Here is a 15,788-nt window from a genome sequence, read left to right on the forward strand (position 1 = left end):
AAGGTTACCAGAATGTTAATTGTTAAGGAATGATTAAAAAATAGTTAACACGATCCAGGATAGTCAGGTTCATAGGATAGTAATAATAAATAAGTTAGGGGCGATAATGCTAAACATCCGGATCAGCAGGCGATCTGCTGCGGGCCCTGACGGTTATTGTTCAACAACCTTTCAAGTGTGATATCAAGCTGCGCGTTATATTCATTATTATGTTTTCTTCCATCTGATAAAGATGCAATTAACTGGAACAGATGCATGCTTTTGTTTGTAAACGGTTTGTTGTCCTTGTTACAAAGCTCCAGCGTAAAATTGAATTTGTCTTCCAACTCTTCTTCAAACTCTCTCAGGCTTAAAGTTTCATCGATAGGAAATTCAATCAGCACTTCTTCGGGGAAACCTGCTTCACCCAATGTATCAAATGCATTGGCCGGTGAATTGCGCATGTAAACTGCTATGTTACAGGAAAGCAGTCGCTGAAACTGCATTTGTAACAGGGAAACTGTCATTAGAGGATGTAACTTCAATACTTTCATCTTACTTTTTGTTAGCATTACCAGTCGGATCACTGAATGTATAATATCACAAACTTAATAGCTCAGTATTACGTGAATATTAAGCAGTTGTTATCATATCATAAATAAATGTTAAATAACAATGGTTTATATATGAGCTATTGTTGCGGGAAGCTGATGACCTTGGAAATATCTCCCCAGGGCATAATTGAAGCATCCTCCTCCTCTTCCGGTAATACAACACGTGTTTTGGATATGGGGTATTGGTAAAGTGACCACTGTCCATTAGTATATTCGAGAGAGGTAAGGCTTTCCACCCAGTCTCCGGAATTCAGGTAAGTGACGGATTTACCGTTATGCTGCATTTCTTTGATGATAGGCTGGTGGATGTGCCCGCAGCACACCACATCGAATTCTTTATCGATCGCTATTTCGGCTACTACCTGCTCAAAATCAGAAATAAACTTAACCGCCTGTTTCACACCGTGTTTCACCTTCTTGGAAAAGCTCATTTTCTCCTTGCCCATCCGCTCTAAAACGTTATTAACCAACCTATTAATAATTATCAACAGATCATAGCCCTTTCCTCCCAGCTTGGCCAGCCACTTTGAGTTCTTCATGGTCACGTCATAAACATCGCCATGGAAGAACCAGTGCCTTTTGCCATCCACCTCAAGGATCAGTTTATTATCAATGACCAGGTTACCCAGTCCGAACCCGGCAAATTTTCGAAGGGCTTCGTCGTGGTTGCCTGTCAGATAATATACTTCAGTTCCCTTACCGGTCATTTTCAATATTCTGCGGATCACCTTGGTGTGTGCTTTCGGGAAATAACGTTTGCTAAACTGCCAGATATCAATGATATCCCCATTCAGCACCAATATCTTAGGGTCAATGCTGTCCAGATACTGTACCAATTCCTTGGCATGGCAACCATAAATTCCGAGGTGTACGTCAGATATCACAACAATATCGAGAGGGCGCTTTTCAGACATTTTTAATAAGGATTGAACCGAAAAAACCGGGCAGTTGTTAGGTTTGTTAAAAATAGTTTAGTCCGTCGAAAACGGCCACAGGTGTAGGAATAACCTCATCACACGCAGCCTTTTTTCACAATACAAAGAAAAAATTGCTATATTACTTTTATATTAATCCAGTGTTAAGGAATCATTAAGGATAATTTTTTCTTGGAGGTATTGCCCGCGGAAAGCTATTTTTGCGCCAAATTTCAAACAAAGAGTATGGGAGGCTTCAATTCTTTTGTAAAGTTATTTATACCAAAAGACAGGGTTTTTTATTCATTATTCGAGGATGTGTCTGCCAACCTGGTAGAGATGGGCAAGGTGTTGGTTGAGCTGGTTTCCGCTACAGACATGTCAGTACGTAAAGACAAAACCCATCTGATTGAGCGACTGGAGCACAAAAATGACGATTTCACTCATCGCATCTTTGTGGAACTGGGGCAGAACTTCATTACTCCATTTGACCGTGAAGACATCCACCACCTGGCGGCTACATTGGACGACGTAGCTGACTATATCCATGGTTCCGCCAAAAGACTGGACCTGTATAAAGTACAGGAAATCAACGAAAGTGTTCGTAAACTGGCTGACCTGATCTACCAGGGTACCCTGGAGCTGCACAAAGCGATCCCTGAATTGCGTACCATGTCCAACATGCGTAACATCACGGATGCCTGTGTAAGGATCAATAGCCTGGAGAACCATGCCGATGACATTTATGACATGGCCATCGCAGACCTGTTCGAGAAAGAAGCCAACAATGCAGGTGAATTGCTGAAAATGCGTGAACTGTACCAGGCCCTGGAAATCGCTACAGATAAATGCGAAGATTGCGCCAATGTGATAGAGTCTATCATCATAAAATATGCATAATCAATAGATTACGCATCTCCATGCCTGCCTATTTAATGCAAACTACTTTCTAATGACCTTACTTGTCTCCATCATTATACTGGCGTTCATCTTCGATTATATTAACGGCTTTCATGATGCGGCTAACTCAATAGCCACCATCGTATCCACCAAAGTGCTGACTCCCTTCCAGGCAGTACTGTGGGCGGCGGTATTTAACTTTGCCGCTTTCTTTATTTCCAAGTATGTATACGGGGAATTCAAGGTAGGTAACACGATAGCTAAATCGGTTTTTGAACAGTTCATCACCCTGAAAGTGATCCTTTGTGGGCTGATAGCCGCCATTACCTGGAACCTGCTGACCTGGTGGTATGGTATACCTTCCAGCTCTTCACATACCCTCATCGGTGGTTTCGTAGGTGCTGCCATTGCAGCTGCACACGGCTCATTTGACGTGATCAACTATGCCAAGGTGATGCCGATCATCTACTTCATTGCCCTGGCTCCTTTCATAGGGATGCTGGTAGCTTTTGTGATCACTATTATTATTATGAACGTCTGCCGTAAGGCCAATCCATACAGGGCGGAAAACTGGTTCAAACGCCTGCAGCTGCTATCTTCAGGTGCGCTGAGCCTTGCACACGGTGGTAACGATGCCCAGAAAGTAATGGGTATCATCGCTGCCGCGCTGGTGGCTCATGGAACCATTGACGATGTCACCAAAGTGCCGAACTGGGTACCATTGTCCTGCTTCATTGCCATAGCCCTCGGTACAATGAGCGGTGGTTGGAAGATCGTTAAAACCATGGGCTCCCGTATCACCAAGGTAACACCGCTGGAAGGTGTGGCTGCGGAAACTGCGGGTGCGGTAACGCTTTATCTCACAGAAACACTGGGTATTCCTGTAAGTACCACCCACACCATTACCGGTTCTATTATCGGGGTGGGAGCTACGAAACGTCTCTCCGCCGTACGCTGGGGGGTAACCGTAAGCCTGCTATGGGCATGGATACTAACCATTCCGATCAGTGCATTACTGGCTGCTGCTGTGTACTTTGTAGTCAATCTATTCTTCTGATAAGCAGTAATACTACTTATTATAATAAGCCCTCCGGCGTCGCCCATTACCAATGGAACGACCGGAGGGCTTTCTCTTTTAATACATCCGCTTTTTGAGTTTTTCCTTTTTTTTATCACAGAGCCCCCTATTTTTGTAGGGCTTTTTGAAGAACCTATTTTTCATTATTCATTACTTATAATAAATGCTATGAAAGGTATCATACTGGCCGGAGGTTCCGGGACTCGTTTACACCCCATTACCTATGCCATCAGCAAACAAATCATGCCGGTATATGATAAACCAATGATTTATTACCCACTTTCCACATTGATGCTGGCCGGTATAAAAGAGATCCTGATCATATCCACACCACACGACCTGCCCGCTTTTAAACGATTATTCGGTAACGGTGAGCAACTGGGACTAAAGCTGAGCTATGCGGAGCAGCCGCTGCCCAATGGTCTGGCACAGGCCTTTGTAATAGGCCGCGACTTCATTGGTGATGATAATGTAGCATTGGTACTGGGTGATAATATCTTTTATGGTGCCGGCCTCGGTACACAACTGGCCAATAACGTGAAACCCGATGGTGGCATCGTGTACGCCTACCAGGTGTCTGACCCGGAACGCTATGGTGTAGTGGAGTTTGATGAGAAGATGCAGGTGGTATCCATAGAGGAAAAGCCGCAACAGCCCAAGAGCAGTTATGCAGTACCCGGATTATACTTCTACGATAACGATGTAATAAAAATAGCGGCAGATCTGAAGCCCAGCCCACGTGGGGAATATGAGATCACTGACGTGAACAGGGAATATCTGCGCCGCGGGAAACTGAAAGTGTCTATCCTACCCCGTGGTACGGCCTGGCTGGACACCGGTACCTTTGATTCCCTGATGCAGGCCTCACAGTTTGTACAGGTCATCGAACAACGCCAGGGCATCAAGATTGCCTGCATAGAGGAAATTGCCTACAAGCAAGGCTTTATTTCCCTGGAACAATTGCAGACACTCGTCCGGCCATTGCTGAAAAGCGGCTATGGGCAATATCTGGAAAAGATCATTGAACATAAAATCTGAACAATTAAAAATTAAGAATTAAGGATTAGGAACCGTACATTCGTAACTCAATTATCGAAATCAGCAATTGCGGGCATAGATCCCCGATCCTTAATTCCAGGTTCATCGCACATCTGATTGTAATTAATCCTAAAACATTCAAAAAAAATAAAGACATATGAAGGTTCTTGTTACCGGTGGTTGTGGTTATATCGGCGCGCACACTATCGTAGATCTGATTAACAATGGCTTTGACGTAGTTTCAGTAGACAGCAACATCCGCAGCAGCACACAACTGCTGGACGGCATCGAAAAAATCACAGGCAAAAAGATCCGTAACTACAAGGTAGACCTCTGCAACCTGGAAGATACACACGCAGTATTCCACGAAAACCGTGATATCGTAGGCGTGATCCACTTTGCAGCGCTCAAGACAGTTCCTGAATCTGTAGCTGATCCGTTATTCTACTTCCATAATAACCTTTCTTCCCTGGTGAATGTACTGAAGTGTGTGAAAGAGTTTAATATCCCTAACCTGGTATTTTCCTCTTCCTGCTCCGTATATGGTAACACCACCGAGCTACCGGTAGTAGAGGCTACTCCGCTGGGAGAAGCCCAATCACCTTACGCCCGCACCAAACAGATGGGCGAACAGATGATCCAGGATTACAGCAGGGTAAATGATACACAGTCTATCCTGCTGCGTTACTTCAACCCCGTTGGCGCCCACCCGTCTGCACTGATTGGAGAACTGCCACTGGGACGCCCGGACAATCTTGTACCGGTTATTACCCAGACAGCTATCGGCAAGATCCCTAAGCTGACAGTATTTGGTCATGACTATGATACCCGCGATGGCTCCTGTATCCGCGACTATATCCACGTAATGGATATCGCCAATGCACATACAAGGGCCCTGCAGTACCTGCTGGACCAAAAAAATACCGACAATTGTGAGATCTTCAACCTGGGTACCGGCAACGGCGTAACTGTGCTGGAAGCTATCAAGGCTTTTGAAAAGATCTCCGGTGTAAAACTGAACTATGAACTGGGCCCCCGTCGCCCGGGCGATGTAATCGCTATCTATGCCAATAATAACAAGGCCAAACAACTACTGGGCTGGGAACCAAATATCGGCATAGAAGATATGATGCGTACTGCCTGGCAGTGGGAAGTTGCCCTAAGAGACAGGGTTCTTAGCAATTAAAAAGTTTATTTCTTACATTTACTACTCAATTCTTAATATAAGGCTATGGTAAAAGATATTAAACCGTTAAATGAGAAAGAGACACGCGCAGGCTTTGGAGAAGGTATATTGGAAGCTGGGCGTAAAAATCCGAATGTAGTAGCACTCACTGCCGACCTGTTGGGTTCAATGAAACTGAATGCCTTTATTAAGGAGTTCCCTGACCGCTTCGTACAGGTAGGTATTGCTGAAGCAAATATGATCGGTATCGCTGCCGGTATGACCATCGGTGGTAAGATCCCTTACACCACTACATTTGCTAACTTTTCCACAGGCCGTGTATACGACCAGATCCGTCAGTCCGTTGCCTACTCCGGTAAGAACGTAAAGATCTGTGCATCTCATGCCGGTTTAACACTTGGTGAAGATGGTGCTACCCACCAGATCCTGGAAGATATCGGTATGATGAAAATGCTTCCGGGCATGACCGTGATCGTTCCATGCGATTTCAACCAGACTAAAGCTGCTACTATCGCTGTAGCCGACTATGAAGGACCGGTATATCTCCGCTTCGGCCGTCCGAAATGGCCTAACTTCACTCCTGAAGATCAGAAATTTGAAGTAGGTAAAGCGCAGATACTGCACGAAGGAACAGATATCACCCTGTTCGCATGTGGCCACATGGTATGGTTATCTATCGAAGCAGGTAAGATCCTGGAAGAAAAAGGTTACAGTGTTGAGATCATCAATATCCACACTATCAAACCGCTGGATGAAGAAGCTGTGCTGCGTTCCATCTCGAAAACCGGTTGCGCTGTAACCGCTGAAGAGCACAACGTACTGGGAGGTCTGGGCGACAGCATCGCACAGGTAGCAGCCCGCCACAATCCAATTCCTATTGAATACGTAGGTACCAACGATACTTTCGGTGAAAGTGGTAAACCACTGGATCTGTTGAAAAAATATGGCCTGGATACAGATCATATCGTTGCTGCTGCTGAAAAAGCAATAGCAAGAAAGAAGAAATAATCTGTACCGGATTAAACTTTACATAAAAAAAACCATCTTACAGGTGGTTTTTTTTATGTAAACCATTTAACCTAAGAATGAGCATACATCAGGATGATAAGACACTATTAGCAACGTACAGGGATCCTGCTACTAAGGAGAAAGGCTTTACTTGTATCATCCAGAAATATCAGGAACGGCTTTACTGGCACATCAGAAGACTGGTCCTCGATCATGATGACGCCAATGATGTACTGCAGAATGTGTTTGTGAAAGTCTGGAAAAACCTGGAAGGATTCCGTGAAGATGCCCAGTTATACACCTGGCTGTATAAGATAGCCACCAATGAATGCCTCACCTTCCTGGAAAAACAAAAGAAAAACAACTCAGTATCACTGTCAGATGTAGAAACAGGTCTTAGCAATACCCTAAAAGCAGATGCACAATTTGATCCCAACAAACTTGAGTGGAAACTGCAAAAGGCTATTCTGGCACTACCTGAAAAACAAAGAATTGTATTTAATCTGAGATACTATGATGAGATGCCCTATGAGGAAATGAGCCGTGTACTGGACACCTCTGAAGGCGCACTCAAAGCCTCCTATCACCATGCGGTAAAAAAGATTGAAGAGTTCATCCGTAATACCTGAAAATGCGACATCTTCGTACTTTTATGAGGTGAATTGCATTTTTTTAGAGACGAAACTACGACCTGTTTAAACTATTGCTATCTTCCACTGTCTAAAAACTGTATGATATCCAGAGACAACGATATTGCGAACGAACTGCGGGAAATCATCCCTGATGCTCAATGGACTACGCTGAAGCCTTTCTACGGAAGCGTTCCGGCTGGTTATTTTGAGCAGCTGCCTGGTCACATCCTCCAGAAGGTACGTACAGCCGAAGTACAGGAAGAGCTGGATACGCTCTCTCCATTGCTGGCCGCCATGCCGAAGTCTTTCCCTTTATCTGTTCCTCCGGATTATTTTGAGCAGCTGTCACAACAGGTTCTCCGTAATATTGCTGAACAGCAGGCACAGCCAGATGCAGAAGAAGCACCTTCCATCCTGGCAGGTATGCCTAAAGTATTTCCGATGTCTGCACCTGCCGGCTATTTCGACCAGCTGGACGCTGTAATAATGGCCCGCATCGCCGCAACGGAAGGTACTACGGCCACCGCGTCTGCAACAGATGTGCGGGAAGAACTGGAGGCCTTATCACCCTTGCTGGCAAGCATGCCTAAAACAATGCCTCTATCAGTGCCACCCGGTTATTTTGACCAGCTGAGCACTACCATAGCTGGCATATCAACATCTGTTCATACCCCGGTTATCCGCAGGATGAATACCCGCAGGTACATGAGATGGGCAGTGGCCGCCTGCTTCGTAGCACTCGCAAGCGTGAGCACCCTGTTCTTTATCAGGGATAAATACCACGATAACAACGTCCTGGAAAACACGCTGGCCAATGTCACCGATCAGGAGATCATGGAATATCTGCAGTCCCATGCAGACGCTTTTGACAAAGAAGAACTAACCAATTATACACCTTTAATAGAAGAAGGCAACGCTATTTCGGAAGTAGAGGAATTACCAGCAGAAGCCATACAACACTATTTAGACAACACCGGTTTGTTAAACGAAAGCCTAACAGACAACTGAGATGAAAAAATTTTACACATTAGTTATATTTGTCACACTCTCATTGTTTTGCCACCCACCTGTTAGTCAGGCACAGCAAGGCAGCGACGCTGAGATCAAGGATCGCATCCGCGCAGCGGAAATAGCGTACCTATCCCAAAAGCTGGACCTCACCCCCGATGAAGCACAGAAATTCTGGCCGCTATATAATCAATATACCAAGGAAGTTGAGATCCTTATTGCAGAACGCCGCAAGCGGAACAAGGCGCCACAAACCAACCTTCAGCCTGCTGACGATAAAGAACTGGGATATGAACGCCGTATGCTGGACATTAAAACACATTACAGCCAGGAATTCCAGAAAGTATTGCCACCGGCAAAAGCAGGGGTGGTATTCCGGTCAGAGCGGGAGTTCCGTAACCAGCTGATCCGGACGATGAAAGACAGACAGGCGCGAAACCTGGGAGGCCCCGGTGCAAGAAGATTCAGACAATAAAATATTATACGTAAAAGTAAAAAGGAGCACGGTGACCGTGCTCCTTTTTACTTTTATGTATAATGCGCTCCTGCTTTGCGCACTTTCCCTTCACTATTCAACACCGTCTCAGAGTTTTCCAAAGGGTAGTTTCGTGTCATGATAAAACAGGAAAGTCCATCCATCACGGGCGCTACGCAACTTAAACTGCTCGCGTAGTTCCATACCCCGCTTTCCGTCGTAATCATACTTTGCCGCAAAACGGCGCTTCATAAATGAAACCTGGGGTGCTTCGTCCCCGCCGAAAAATATTTTATCGTCGCCGGTATCTATAAGAAAGACCTGATGATAAGGACAATGTCCCCCGGTCACTTCATAAGTAATGTAGTCGTCAATTGTGCCATTTCCCTCTGTGAAAATGACATTGTCTCTTTCCTTCAGGATGCGGACATCTTCTGCATGATAGGATTTCCCGTCATTAGCTAAGGCGTAGTCCATCTCATGCCTGTTCACATAATAGGTGGCCTGTGGAAAACTCAGACTACGCTCACCCGTCACAGGGTCTACAATGGAGATCCCGCCTGAATGATCCTTATGCAAATGGCTCATCAGCACTTTGGTGATCTCCATCGGATTAACACCGTTGTCGATCAGGTGCTGGTGTATCTGCAAAATGCCATCAGCATTACGATAGCCCAGACCAGCATCCAGCAGGATATAATCCTGATCTGTAATCACTAAAAATGGTTGAATCTCTACCAGCAGCGAGCCGCCGGAGCGCTGCTGCATCGAATCTGTCTCAGGATTATAAGGAATAAACTTCTTCGTTGCGTCTACTGTAAAAGCCCCTTCTGATAATGGTATAATACGTGCCATTCCCCAAAGATATGCAACTATCGTAATACCATCTGCCTGTCGGCATCCAATCGCAGCATGATAAAAATTAACATGGTGAATGTCATCAGGGACGAACCACCATAACTAACCAATGGCAGCGGGATCCCGATCACCGGCGCCAGACCGATGGTCATGGAAATATTGATGGCCATGTGGAAAAAGATGATACTGGCCACCCCGTAGGCATACACCCGGCTGAATGTCGATCGCTGTCGCTCGGCTACGAAAATGATCCGTAAGAGCAGGGCTACATAAAGACCTATAAACAGTACAGACCCGAGGAAACCAAAGTCCTCACCTATCGTACAGAAGATAAAATCAGTACTCTGTTCAGGTACGAAATCGTAACGCGTCTGGGTTCCTTTCAGGTATCCTTTTCCGATAAAACCACCTGAACCGATGGCAATCATACTCTGACGGGTGTTGTAAGTCGCTTTCGGATCATTCTCCTTACCCAGCATTACCTCGATACGGCGTACCTGGTAGTCTTTCAGCACTTTTGTGAAAGCAAAAGGCACCACGAACATCACAAACACGGAACAGAATGCCCAGATACCCAATATCAGGGCCAGTCTGGAACGGTTACGCTTTATTTCCCGGCGACTGAAATAGATCACCAGTACCGTAATGACCGAGAATATGATGAAGAGGATATTTTTATCTACAAGCAAAGCTGACAATACCAGCACAATACCCGAGAAGGCGATCACCAGCAATACACCTGGCAAACCTTCCCTGTACATTACCAGGAAGAAAGAGAAATATACCAGCGCCAGCCCCGTCTCTGACTGCAGGATGATGATAACGCAAGGTATGAGTGCCAGAGAAATAGCTATCAGCCTGGAACGCAGTTTGGTAAAATCGGTTTCGATAGAGGAAAGATACTTTGCCAGGGCCAGATTGGTACAAAGCTTCGTCAGCTCTGCCGGCTGGAACTGAAATCCGCCAATGACCAGCCAGGAATGCGAACCCTTCACATCCCTACCGATGCCCAGTACCAGCAACAGCAACAGCAACCCACCGGCATACAGCAAGTTGGCGGTAGCAGTAAAGAACTTACTGTCCGTGAGCCAGATGATGGTAGCCAGTACAGCCGATACGCCCAGCCACATCAGCTGGCGGGAATAGTTCTTACTCAGGTGGAGGATATCATTCCAGATGTTATCTCCTTCCCTGTACTCAGCTGCGAAGATAGATAACAACCCCACAAACACGATCCCGAGGTAGAGGCCCATGATAGGCCAGTCAATACCTTCTGTCAATTTTATTTGCTGCCGACGGTTCATAACTGATTAATCCCGGAAATAAAGTTTAAGTATCTCATCTGATGTCATTTTTGCGCTGGCTCCATTCAATGAGTCAAGCTTGGATTTCTCCCTTACCACAGGGTCCAGCGTATTGTATTCCAGCAATGTTTTCATCTGTGGCTTACGCTTCACAGAGATGGTATCATGCAGGTATTTCTCCATGATCAGGCTGGCAATAGGCGCCGCGTAAGTACTACCGAAACCGGCGTTCTCCACGATCACCGCGATCGCGATCTTCGGATTATCCCTCGGGGCGAAAGCCACAAACACAGAGTGGTTTTTCAGTTTTGTCAGCTTGCCGTTCACGATCGCATTGTTCTCTGCAGTACCTGTCTTACCGCACACGATCTCGCCTTCTATTTTTGCAGACACACCAGTACCTCTTTCCACCACATCCTCCATACCATATATTACCGGCATATAGGAAGAGTCGGATACGTGCGCCACAGTATGTTTCTCTTTGAATTTTTTCAGCAGTTCAGTGTCGTCATTATCAATTTTGTCCACGAAGTGCGGCAGATAGTAATAACCTTTATTGGCGATGATACACATCGCATTCGCCATCTGCATGGGGGTGGCAACCACCTGACCCTGTCCCATACCTACGTACAGCTCTGAGCAGGAGTTCCATTGACCGCGGTACAGTTTATTCATACCTGCACTGTCAATCGCTTTACCTGGAGACTCACCGGGAATGTCCACACCAAGCCTGTGTCCGAGACCGAAAGAGGAAACATAATCATGCCATTTCTGGTGACCTTTCTTCACACCTCCCCATTTGGAAGCATCCACTTCCAAGCGGTACAGGTGCACGAAGTAAGCGTTACACGAGTTAGCAATGGCCAGGCGCAGATTCGCAGCATGCCCTGCGTTGTGGTGCGTGCAGGCAATAGAGCGGCCGCAGTAGGTATACGCACCGCCACAAGGGAAACCAAAGCTGGGCGTGATCACACCTTCGTCAAGCCCGATCAGGGCAGTCAGCGGTTTCATGGAAGATCCCGGCGGGTAACCTGCCTGTATTGCGCGGTTAAAGAGTGGTTTTGTAGTATCGACAAACAGTCTGCTGAAGTTACGGGCGCGATAAGAGCCCGTCAGCAGGTTCGGGTCGAAAGTGGGGGCACTCACCATAGTGAGGATACCGCCCGTGCGGGGATCAATAGCCACAATACTACCGATCTTATTACGCATCAGGTGTTCTCCCAGTACCTGGAGATCAATGTCGAGCGCGAGGCGGAGATTCTTACCCGCAATAGCAGCGGTGTCGAACTCACCTTTTTCATACGGTCCCTGTGGACGGTTCAGGTTATCTTTTACGAGGTACTGTATACCACGGGTCCCCATCAGCACACTTTCATATGTTCTTTCCAGACCGGTCATACCCAGGTAGTCTCCCTGGTTATAAGCACTGTAGGCTGGTTTCTGTAACATCTGAGGAGATACCTCTCCAATATAACCGAGTATGTTGGCAGCAGCATTGAAAGGGTAGGAGCGGATCTGTCGTTGTACCAGCTCGAAGCCCGGCTGGAACATATACATACTTTCCTGCAGGCGACCGAACATTTCGGGCGGCAGCAGGGAAGCAAATACAGATACACGGCGGCTACCGTTCTTGATGATAGCGTTGGTGATACGTTTTCTGAATTCTTCCTTATCGATCTGGAGGATCTCACACATGTAAGCCGTGTCAATGTTCTTCACATTGATCGGTGTTACCACGAGGTCATACATAGCATCATTGCTGAGGACACTTCTGCCTTTGCGGTCATAGATAATACCACGGCTGGGATACACCACTTTGCGGAGCACCGCGTTGGCATCCGCCAGCTTGGAATATTTCTTTTCCACTACCTGCAAAAAGAACAACCTGGTAATCATCAATATTACCATTCCAAGGATGATAAACTGTATTACTCTTTTCCTGGGCTGATTATAGACAGACATTTACGCTGAAATAATGTGGCCACTTCACGGCCTCCCCCACCGTCTGGCAGAAAGATGAAGCAAGCGACCTGTTGCTTTATAATATGACTTTCAATTTTTTCTAAAGTTAGAGATTACGTTCTGTGCTATCTGTTGTTATTCTTTATTTTAACAAAACATAATCATCTCATAAAATATGGTCTCTGAACTAATTTCCTGTCTACTTCCTGGAAAAGAACAGTAACTCGTACAACACGATCAGTATGATACTGGCCGCTGTCGACAAAAGGATTTTCAAAAGCAGATAGAAGAAACTCGCAAAACTGAACACTTCCAGCGGGAAATACACAAGATTGTGCAGAAATACCAGGATTGCGATATAGGTCAGGAATTGGGATACTCCCATGCTGGTCATGGAAGGTGTTTTCTGGGTCGTTTCAAAACCACCCTGCGGAGACAGTATGTTAATGATGAACGGGCGAAGATAAGCGATGAATACACAGGCGGCAGCATGCATCCCCATAGTGTTCATGAACATATCCATACCAAGGCCCATCAATAGCGCCAGCAGCATCAGTGCAGGACGTGGCATATTAAATGGCAGCAACAATACGAACAACATGTACAGGTTAAGACCTACCAGCTGGTGTAACAGGATATTATTCAGTACAAATACCTGCAAAAGCAGTAAAAGCACAAAACGGATAATATTTCTTAACAGTATACTCATTTAATCAGCCTGTAGGTTGAGTCTTCCAAAGATTGTTGTTCGTCTTTCAGCAGGTTGTCTATGACATAGACGTACTGAAGATTATAAAAGTTGGTTGCCAGTTTGATCCTGATGGTATAGGCGGTGCTGGATTTATCTGCCAGTGAATATGATTCCACGTAGCCAATAGGGATATTTTCCGGAAATAATGCAGAGTAACCGCTTGTTACCACAGTGTCTCCTTTGATCAGTCGCACGCTTTTAGGCACATCTTCCATCACTGCATATCCTGCCTCGCCACCGTACCAACGTACTGTACCCATTTCCTTGCTGTAGCTCAGGCGGGCGCTGAAACCGAAGTTGCGGCCTTTTGACAGCAGGGAAAGTACTACCGCGTAGTTGTCGTTCACGCTACGTACCACGCCGACTACACCACTGGGACCTACAACACCCATGTTGGGTTTAATACCGTCTGCGCGGCCCCTTCTGATGGTAATATAGTTAATGGGATTATTAATACTGTTGTTCACCACTTTGGCTTCCTTATACAGGTAGCGGCGTACTTCAGTGCCGATCACTTTGCGGGTGGTGTCGGTGCTGTAATGGCGGATGGTATCTACTTTAACGATGTTGTTAATGGAAACGCTGTCAAAGCTGGTGCGCAACATATTATGAAGGCGGGCATTTTCTTTCACCAGGCTATCATTGGTAGCTTTCAGGTGAAAGTAATACTCGACATTGTTGTAACGTTCGTATAACCTGGCGCTGAGACTATTGGCGGAGTTGAGGTAGGCTGATTTCTGAAGATCGTTGTTCCGGAATACCAGCACAATGCAAATCACTTCCAGCAGCAGAAACAGAAAAAAATTAAAATAGCGCCTAAAGAAAATGATGAGATTACGCACAGGATATATTTTCTTGGTAGAAGTGTACAAGGCAGTTCGGGCTGCCTTGTACATTTCCTGATATTATTGCATTAGGAACGGATATTTACCTACGTGTTTCAGTGCTATTCCGGTGCCTCTTACCACGGCGCGTAACGGATCGTCCGCAACGTGTACAGGCAGTTTGATCTTCTGAGTAAGACGTTTATCCAGACCACGGAGCAGCGCACCACCACCGGTCAGGTACAATCCCCTGCGGTAGATATCTGCGGCCAGTTCCGGCGGCGTAGTTTCCAGTGCCTTCAGGATAGCCTCTTCGATTTTGAAGATGGATTTATCCAGGGCCTCTGCTACTTCCTGGTAGGATACCATGATCTGTTTAGGAATACCTGTTACCAGGTCACGCCCGTTCACAGCTACATCATCTGGTGGATTATCCAGCTCTTTCAATGCGGAACCGATCTGGATCTTGATCTGTTCAGCGGTCCTTTCACCGATCAGCAAGCTATGATAGCGACGCAGTGCTTCCATGATATCAGCAGTGAATTCGTCACCGGCGATACGGATACTCTGGTCACAAACGATACCTGCCAGGGCGATCACGGAGATACCGGTGGTACCACCCCCGATATCGATGATCATATTACCTACCGGTTCTTCCACGTCAATGCCGATACCTAAAGCAGCAGCCATAGGTTCATGTATGAGGAACACTTCCTTTGCGCCTGCCTGTTCGGCAGAGTCGCGTACGGCGCGTTTTTCTACTTCTGTAATGCTGGAGGGTATGCATATAACCATACGCCAGCTAGGGGAGAATAAGGGCTTTTTGGGATACACCAGTTTGATCATCTCGCGAAGCATCCCTTCTGCCGCGTTAAAGTCGGCGATCACACCATCTTTCAGGGGGCGGATCGTACGCAGGTACTCGTGTGTCTTCTCGTGCATCATCATGGCCTTCTTTCCTACCGCCACGATTTTACCGCTTGCGCGCTCTATAGCTACAATGGAAGGTTCATCCACCACCACCTGGTCGTTGTGTATGATCAGCGTGTTAGCTGTACCTAAGTCAATCGCTATTTCCTGTGTTAAAAAATTAAAGAACCCCATTGCTTAATATGGTCAAAATATTATTGTGTGCAAAAATGAATAATTCCAACGAATATACAATCTAAAAATTGTTTGTTTTCTCAATAATACAACTAAATATTAAAAAATCTTCTTTATTGTATCTGTTGTATCTGATGAGCCGGTTAATAAGTT

Annotated in this window: 16 protein-coding genes; 8 read left to right on the forward strand and 8 right to left on the reverse strand. The window is 46.0% G+C overall.

Annotated features, from left to right (window positions below; genetic code table 11):
* Nucleotides 1–122: 122 nt before the first annotated feature.
* Nucleotides 123–533, reverse strand: coding sequence for a hypothetical protein (locus L3C95_RS00710; RefSeq protein ID WP_236384131.1), 411 nt, complete (start codon nt 531–533; stop codon nt 123–125).
* Between the two features lie 137 nt (nt 534–670).
* Nucleotides 671–1,507 (reverse strand): UDP-2,3-diacylglucosamine diphosphatase, encoded by an 837-nt coding sequence (locus tag L3C95_RS00715; RefSeq protein WP_236384132.1) that lies wholly within the window; start codon nt 1,505–1,507, stop codon nt 671–673.
* A gap of 246 nt (nt 1,508–1,753) precedes the next feature.
* Here L3C95_RS00715 and L3C95_RS00720 point away from each other — a divergent pair, with 246 nt between their 5' ends.
* The 8 genes from L3C95_RS00720 to L3C95_RS00755 all read left to right on the forward strand — a co-directional run bounded on the left by L3C95_RS00720 (nt 1,754) and on the right by L3C95_RS00755 (nt 8,832).
* Nucleotides 1,754–2,407: a DUF47 domain-containing protein gene (locus L3C95_RS00720; RefSeq protein WP_199653769.1), complete on the forward strand. Its 654-nt coding sequence runs from the start codon at nt 1,754–1,756 to the stop codon at nt 2,405–2,407.
* A gap of 52 nt (nt 2,408–2,459) precedes the next feature.
* Nucleotides 2,460–3,464 (forward strand): inorganic phosphate transporter, encoded by a 1,005-nt coding sequence (locus tag L3C95_RS00725; protein ID WP_236384133.1) that lies wholly within the window; start codon nt 2,460–2,462, stop codon nt 3,462–3,464.
* A 189-nt stretch (nt 3,465–3,653) separates the two neighbouring features.
* Entirely contained in the window at nt 3,654–4,523 is an 870-nt protein-coding gene (gene rfbA, locus L3C95_RS00730; RefSeq protein ID WP_236384134.1) for a glucose-1-phosphate thymidylyltransferase RfbA, read from the forward strand.
* A 157-nt stretch (nt 4,524–4,680) separates the two neighbouring features.
* Nucleotides 4,681–5,709: a UDP-glucose 4-epimerase GalE gene (gene galE, locus L3C95_RS00735; protein WP_236384135.1), complete on the forward strand. Its 1,029-nt coding sequence runs from the start codon at nt 4,681–4,683 to the stop codon at nt 5,707–5,709.
* Nucleotides 5,710–5,754: 45 nt separating this feature from the next.
* The gene (locus tag L3C95_RS00740) at nt 5,755–6,717 is read left to right on the forward strand and encodes a transketolase family protein (RefSeq protein WP_236384136.1); all 963 of its coding nucleotides are present in this window, start codon (nt 5,755–5,757) and stop codon (nt 6,715–6,717) included.
* A 77-nt stretch (nt 6,718–6,794) separates the two neighbouring features.
* Entirely contained in the window at nt 6,795–7,346 is a 552-nt protein-coding gene (locus L3C95_RS00745; RefSeq protein ID WP_236384137.1) for an RNA polymerase sigma factor, read from the forward strand.
* 102 nt (nt 7,347–7,448) lie between these two features.
* On the forward strand, nt 7,449–8,357 hold the full coding sequence (locus L3C95_RS00750) for a hypothetical protein (RefSeq protein ID WP_236384138.1): 909 nt from the start codon (nt 7,449–7,451) through the stop codon (nt 8,355–8,357).
* Nucleotide 8,358: 1 nt separating this feature from the next.
* Nucleotides 8,359–8,832 (forward strand): hypothetical protein, encoded by a 474-nt coding sequence (locus L3C95_RS00755; protein WP_236384139.1) that lies wholly within the window; start codon nt 8,359–8,361, stop codon nt 8,830–8,832.
* A 108-nt stretch (nt 8,833–8,940) separates the two neighbouring features.
* Here the strand turns inward: L3C95_RS00755 and L3C95_RS00760 are convergent, their stop codons facing one another.
* From L3C95_RS00760 to L3C95_RS00785, 6 genes are all read right to left on the reverse strand, one after another.
* Entirely contained in the window at nt 8,941–9,687 is a 747-nt protein-coding gene (locus L3C95_RS00760; RefSeq protein ID WP_236384140.1) for an MBL fold metallo-hydrolase, read from the reverse strand.
* Nucleotides 9,688–9,704: 17 nt separating this feature from the next.
* Nucleotides 9,705–10,994, reverse strand: a complete 1,290-nt coding sequence (rodA, locus tag L3C95_RS00765; protein ID WP_236384141.1) for a rod shape-determining protein RodA — start codon at nt 10,992–10,994, stop codon at nt 9,705–9,707.
* Between the two features lie 6 nt (nt 10,995–11,000).
* Nucleotides 11,001–12,956, reverse strand: coding sequence for a penicillin-binding protein 2 (gene mrdA, locus L3C95_RS00770; protein WP_236384142.1), 1,956 nt, complete (start codon nt 12,954–12,956; stop codon nt 11,001–11,003).
* A gap of 199 nt (nt 12,957–13,155) precedes the next feature.
* The gene (locus L3C95_RS00775) at nt 13,156–13,665 is read right to left on the reverse strand and encodes a rod shape-determining protein MreD (protein ID WP_236384143.1); all 510 of its coding nucleotides are present in this window, start codon (nt 13,663–13,665) and stop codon (nt 13,156–13,158) included.
* Nucleotides 13,662–14,603, reverse strand: coding sequence for a rod shape-determining protein MreC (gene mreC, locus L3C95_RS00780; RefSeq protein WP_236384144.1), 942 nt, complete (start codon nt 14,601–14,603; stop codon nt 13,662–13,664). Before mreC ends, L3C95_RS00775 begins: the two co-directional genes overlap by 4 nt.
* 9 nt (nt 14,604–14,612) lie before the next feature.
* Nucleotides 14,613–15,635 (reverse strand): rod shape-determining protein, encoded by a 1,023-nt coding sequence (locus tag L3C95_RS00785; protein WP_012787871.1) that lies wholly within the window; start codon nt 15,633–15,635, stop codon nt 14,613–14,615.
* Nucleotides 15,636–15,788 lie beyond the last annotated feature (153 nt).

The sequence above is a fragment of the Chitinophaga filiformis genome, assembly GCF_021646545.1.
GTDB lineage: Bacteria > Bacteroidota > Bacteroidia > Chitinophagales > Chitinophagaceae > Chitinophaga > Chitinophaga filiformis_A.

Coding starts and splice junctions, on each gene's coding strand:
- L3C95_RS00725 (WP_236384133.1), top strand. CDS start 2,460: ATGACCTTACTTGTCTCCATCATTATACTGGCGTTCATCTTCGATTAT.
- L3C95_RS00745 (WP_236384137.1), top strand. CDS start 6,795: ATGAGCATACATCAGGATGATAAGACACTATTAGCAACGTACAGGGAT.
- L3C95_RS00720 (WP_199653769.1), top strand. CDS start 1,754: ATGGGAGGCTTCAATTCTTTTGTAAAGTTATTTATACCAAAAGACAGG.
- L3C95_RS00740 (WP_236384136.1), top strand. CDS start 5,755: ATGGTAAAAGATATTAAACCGTTAAATGAGAAAGAGACACGCGCAGGC.
- L3C95_RS00750 (WP_236384138.1), top strand. CDS start 7,449: ATGATATCCAGAGACAACGATATTGCGAACGAACTGCGGGAAATCATC.
- L3C95_RS00785 (WP_012787871.1), bottom strand. CDS start 15,635: ATGGGGTTCTTTAATTTTTTAACACAGGAAATAGCGATTGACTTAGGT.
- L3C95_RS00715 (WP_236384132.1), bottom strand. CDS start 1,507: ATGTCTGAAAAGCGCCCTCTCGATATTGTTGTGATATCTGACGTACAC.
- rfbA (WP_236384134.1), top strand. CDS start 3,654: ATGAAAGGTATCATACTGGCCGGAGGTTCCGGGACTCGTTTACACCCC.
- mreC (WP_236384144.1), bottom strand. CDS start 14,603: ATGTACAAGGCAGCCCGAACTGCCTTGTACACTTCTACCAAGAAAATA.
- L3C95_RS00710 (WP_236384131.1), bottom strand. CDS start 533: ATGAAAGTATTGAAGTTACATCCTCTAATGACAGTTTCCCTGTTACAA.
- L3C95_RS00755 (WP_236384139.1), top strand. CDS start 8,359: ATGAAAAAATTTTACACATTAGTTATATTTGTCACACTCTCATTGTTT.
- galE (WP_236384135.1), top strand. CDS start 4,681: ATGAAGGTTCTTGTTACCGGTGGTTGTGGTTATATCGGCGCGCACACT.
- L3C95_RS00775 (WP_236384143.1), bottom strand. CDS start 13,665: ATGAGTATACTGTTAAGAAATATTATCCGTTTTGTGCTTTTACTGCTT.
- L3C95_RS00760 (WP_236384140.1), bottom strand. CDS start 9,687: ATGGCACGTATTATACCATTATCAGAAGGGGCTTTTACAGTAGACGCA.
- mrdA (WP_236384142.1), bottom strand. CDS start 12,956: ATGTCTGTCTATAATCAGCCCAGGAAAAGAGTAATACAGTTTATCATC.
- rodA (WP_236384141.1), bottom strand. CDS start 10,994: ATGAACCGTCGGCAGCAAATAAAATTGACAGAAGGTATTGACTGGCCT.